The sequence below is a fragment of the uncultured Nevskia sp. genome, assembly GCF_903885465.1.
In the GTDB taxonomy this organism is placed as follows: Bacteria; Pseudomonadota; Gammaproteobacteria; order Nevskiales; family Nevskiaceae; genus Nevskia.
In genome coordinates, this window is record NZ_CAISIQ010000461.1 from 1 (window position 1) to 4,245 (window position 4,245).

Sequence of the window (4,245 nt, forward strand, 5' to 3'; positions counted from 1 at the left end):
CGTAACGGCGGCCGGTGTCTTCGGGCGCCTGGATTCTCAGGTACTGGGCCAGCCCGGCTTCGGCCGGAGCGTCCAACAGGGTCGGCTTCGGGCCGGACAGCGCGGGCGTGCTGTCGTCCGAGCGGACGCCGCGCTTGAGCACGGTCATCGTCGCCTGCCACAGCACGTCGCCACCGACTTCCGACAGCGCGATGTCCAGGTCCAGTTCGAGCCCAGCGCGAACTTCGCGCGTCGCCCCGAGGCCGACCGAGATATCGAAGTGCTCATCGATGGTCAGCGCGCGGCGGCATTCGATGTTGTTGCGGACGTGGACCAGGCCCATCAGCGGCAGCGGGAAACCCGGCCGGGTCATCAGGTTCAGGTAGAGCGGGGTCGCCAGCACCTGCGGATAGGTCATCGCGACCTGCTCGGCATTGGTGAAGCCGCACAGCGCGTTGTAGGCGGCGACCTGCGGGCGATCGAAAGAGAGGCCGGCGACGCGGACCGTCCAGTCCGGCATGGTCACCGGCGTACGCACCGAACGGGTGGCGGACCAGGCGGCGCGGGCGAACGCAGGAAGCACCGGCGGCAGGGCCGGCAAATCAAAGACGCGGGCTGAGGTCGTACTCATCGGACTCACGGATTCGGCGGCCCATGCCGCCGAAGCGAGAATCTTACGCGCCTTGGCACAGGAATTGGTCGCTTTGCACAGATTGCGATGCAATTTGCGTGTCAGAAATGCTCCGCTGCGTCACTGCCGAAACGCAGGCAAGGCGCTTGGCAAACCTGCTCACGGCAGCACGCGATCGATGACCACGGCTAGCGGTGCCCCACCCGACTGCGCTCGAGTCGCCTCGATCCGCCCTTCGAGATCGCCCGGCTGGGCCTGCACGCTGCCGGCAGCACTGTAGCGCGCGGTGATCACGTACTGATCGAACTTCGACAGACTCATGCCCGGCGCCATCGCCATCGACTCGTCGAGGGTGATTTCCAGCGGCAGCTTGGCATCGGCGAGCTTCTGCACCGCCAGCGGCATCGGCGGACCGCTTGCCGCCTTGGCGAACACGAACAAGGTCGCGCCGGCCGGTACCTTGCCGGCCAGCGCCGGCGCCAACGATACCTGCACCTTCAGGCTGACTGGCGCTGCAGCGGCAGCCGCTGGCGCCGCAGTATCAGTCTCGGCAGCCGGTTCACCGACGGCCGCCGCGTTGGCAGCAATTGCCTGATCGAGTCGGACGATCCGGTCGCCCAGCGCAGCACGCATTTCCTCGGCAAGGCCCGGCTGATCAAGCAGCCGCTGCCAGCGCGCACGCGCCGTCGCGTAATTGCCGGTCAGCGCCGAAGCCAGGCCGCCATACCAGAGCGCCTTGCCGTTACCGGGATCGAGTTGCAGGGCCTGCTCGAACAGCTCCGCAGAGTGGCCGGAGACATCCTGGCCGCTGGCAAAGGCCAGCGCCTCGCCTTCGTCGGACAGCCCTTCGGCAGTCGGCTTCGGGGCGCGGCGATTGGCTTCGCCGAAAGCCGCTGCCGCTTCCGGATAGCGCGACATCACCGCATAGGAACGGCCAAGCATCGTCCAGCCTTCGGGATCATCGGGCTTGGCTTTCAGGCGCTGCGCCAGGGTCTCGACCATCGCCGCGATCTGCGGATCGACGGGCGCTGGCGGTACCGCGCCAGCGGCAATCTGGGCTTGCGCCTGCCAGCTGCCGCCGAGCACGTACCAGCCACCGGAGAACGCCGCGAGCAGCACCGTGACCAGCGCGATCGCCAGCGGGCGGCGCTTGGTTCGGGTGGTGACTTCCGGCTCGCTGGCATCGGCATCGTCGAGCACGCGGGCATCGAGTTCACTGCGCAGCGCCACCGCCTCATCGGCAGGGATCAGGCCGGACGCGGTCTCGTTGTCGATCTCGGCCAGGCGCAGACGATAGGCAGCGACATTGGCGGCACGGCGGTTCTGGCGATCGCCGACCTGGCTGCGCCACCAGGGACGGGTGGCCAGCAGAACTACCAGCAACAGCAACGCGGCCATGGCGAGGCCGGACAACACAGTCGGATTCATTCGTCGAGCAGCTTCTTCAGGGCTGCGGGATCAGCCGGTTTCGCGGTGGTTGCGGCACGGACTGCCGCACGGCGGGTACTGCGGATCTGCCGGACCAGCACCAGCAGCCCGAGCAGCACCAGCGCGAACGGGCCGATCCAGAGCAGCCAGGTGCGCGGATCGAACGGCGGCCGGAACAGCACGAAATCGCCGTAGCGATCGGTCAGGTAATGCTTGATCTCGGTTGCCGATTTACCCTGCGCCACCAGACTGCGCACTTCGTATTTCAGATCCAGCGCCAGCGGCGCGCGCGACTCGGCCAGCGATTCGTTCTGGCAGACCAGGCAGCGCAGATCCGGCAGCAGTTCGGCGAGACGCGCTTCCTGCTCGACGGTCAGCTCGATCGCCGGCTTCTCGACCGTGACCTGCCCCTGCGCGCCGAACGCGGCCACCAGCAACAGCAGGCAGAGGCTCCGCAGCAGGCTCATGGCGCGGCCGCCAGCAGCGGCTTGATGTCGCGCTCCCAGGCTTCCGGCGTCAGCGCGCCGACATGCTTGTGCAGCACCTGGCCGCTGGCGCTGATGACGAAGGTTTCCGGCACGCCGTAGACGCCCCAGTCGATGCCGGTGCGGCCATCGAGATCGGCCAGCACCGGGGCGTAAGGATTGCCGCGGGAGCCGAGCCACTGGCGGACATCGGCATCGGCGTCCTTGTAGTCGACGCCGACGATGGTCACTGCGCCGGCCTTGGCGAGGCTCATCAGGAATGGATGCTCGACCTGGCAGCCGGCGCACCAGCTGGCGAAGAAATTGACCAGCAGCGGCTTGCCGAGGAAATCGGCATTACTTTTCAGCGGTGGCGTGGCCGTGGCTTCCGGCTGCGGAAACTCGAGCACAGGCAGCGAAAACGCCGGCGCAGCCTTGCCGATCAGCGGGCTCGGCAGGATGCGCGGATCGTGGCGCAAGCCCACCGCGAAGAAGGTCAGCAACACACCCAGAACCACCAGCGGAATCGCGTAGCGCATCAGGCGGCCTGAACTCCGCCATCCGTCGCGGCCTTGCGGTCAGCCGCCGTCGCCAGCCGGTAGCGGCGATCGCTCGCGGCCAGACAGCCGCCCAGGAACATCAGCACGCCGCCGAGCCAGATCAGCCGGATCATCGGCTTGACATAGATGCGCAGGGACCAGGAGCCGTCCTCGAAACCTTCGCCGAGCGACACGTATAGATCGCGCATCAGGGTCGCGTCGACCGCCGATTCGGTCATGACATTGCGCTGCGAGGGATAGAAGCGCTTCTGCGGATAGAGCTGCACCGTTCGGTGGTCCGGACGCTCGATCGTCACCTCGCCCTGCTGGGCGATGAAGTTCGGGCCCCTCGCTTCCTGCGCGCCGATGAAAGCGAAGGTGAAATCACCGATCTCGGTGGTTTCCTTCGGCGCCAGGCGCACGTCCTTCTCGAAGCCGTAGCTGATCACGAAGGCGACACCGAGCGCCCAGACACCAAGCCCCATGTGGGCCAGGGTCATGCCCCAGGTCGCGCGCGGCACTGACGCGAGTCCGGTCAGGAACGAAGGCTTGGAACGGATGCGCCGCCAGACATCCTGCGAGGCTGCGACGATCGTCCACGAACCGAGCAGACCGCCGGTCACCGCCAGCAAGGTCGCGCGGCCATGCAGCGCCAGCGGCACGACGATCGCGAACGCCACCGCGAACAGTGCCGGCAGCTTCAGGCGATTCCAGGTTTCACCGGCCCGGCCCTTCTTCCAGGGCACCACGGCACCGAAGCCGACCAGCACGAACAGCGGCACCATCAGCGGCAGGAACACTGCGTTGAAGTACGGCGGGCCGACCGAAATCTTGCCGAGGTTCAGGGCATCGAGCACCAGCGGGTACAAGGTGCCGATCAGGATCGCCGCGCAGGCGACGACCAGGAACACATTGTTCAGCAGCAGCAGACCTTCGCGGGAAAACAGGGTCAGCTCGCCGACACTGGCCAGCTTCGGTGCGCGCCAGGCGTAAAGCGTCAACGCACTGCCGGTGACCACCGCCATGAAGATCAGGATGAACAGGCCGCGCGCCGGATCGCTGGCGAAGGCATGCACCGATACCAGCACCCCGGAGCGGACCAGGAAAGTGCCGAGCAGCGACAGCGAAAAGGTCAGGATCGCCAGCAGCACGGTCCAGCTTTTCAGCAGGCCGCGCTTCTCGGTCACGGCCAGCGAATGGATCA

At 67.0% G+C, this 4,245-nt stretch carries 4 protein-coding genes and 1 pseudogene; all 5 read right to left on the reverse strand.

Translation table 11 applies throughout. From position 1 onward, the window contains the following. A pseudogene (locus QZY06_RS18050) lies at positions 1-610 on the reverse strand (hypothetical protein); the annotation flags it as partial. 159 nt (positions 611-769) lie between these two features. After that, complete coding sequence (ccmI, locus tag QZY06_RS18055; RefSeq protein ID WP_295686643.1) at positions 770-2,038, reverse strand: c-type cytochrome biogenesis protein CcmI; 1,269 nt, start codon at positions 2,036-2,038, stop codon at positions 770-772. Continuing rightward, the gene (locus tag QZY06_RS18060) at positions 2,035-2,505 is read right to left on the reverse strand and encodes a cytochrome c-type biogenesis protein (protein WP_295686645.1); all 471 of its coding nucleotides are present in this window, start codon (positions 2,503-2,505) and stop codon (positions 2,035-2,037) included. Before QZY06_RS18060 ends, ccmI begins: the two co-directional genes overlap by 4 nt. Further along, complete coding sequence (locus tag QZY06_RS18065) at positions 2,502-3,041, reverse strand: DsbE family thiol:disulfide interchange protein (protein ID WP_295686647.1); 540 nt, start codon at positions 3,039-3,041, stop codon at positions 2,502-2,504. The genes QZY06_RS18060 and QZY06_RS18065 overlap by 4 nt, the downstream gene beginning before the upstream one ends. Continuing rightward, positions 3,041-4,245: cytochrome c-type biogenesis CcmF C-terminal domain-containing protein (locus QZY06_RS18070; protein WP_295686650.1), on the reverse strand; the 1,205-nt coding region annotated here is incomplete at its 5' end. The genes QZY06_RS18070 and QZY06_RS18065, both read right to left, overlap by 1 nt.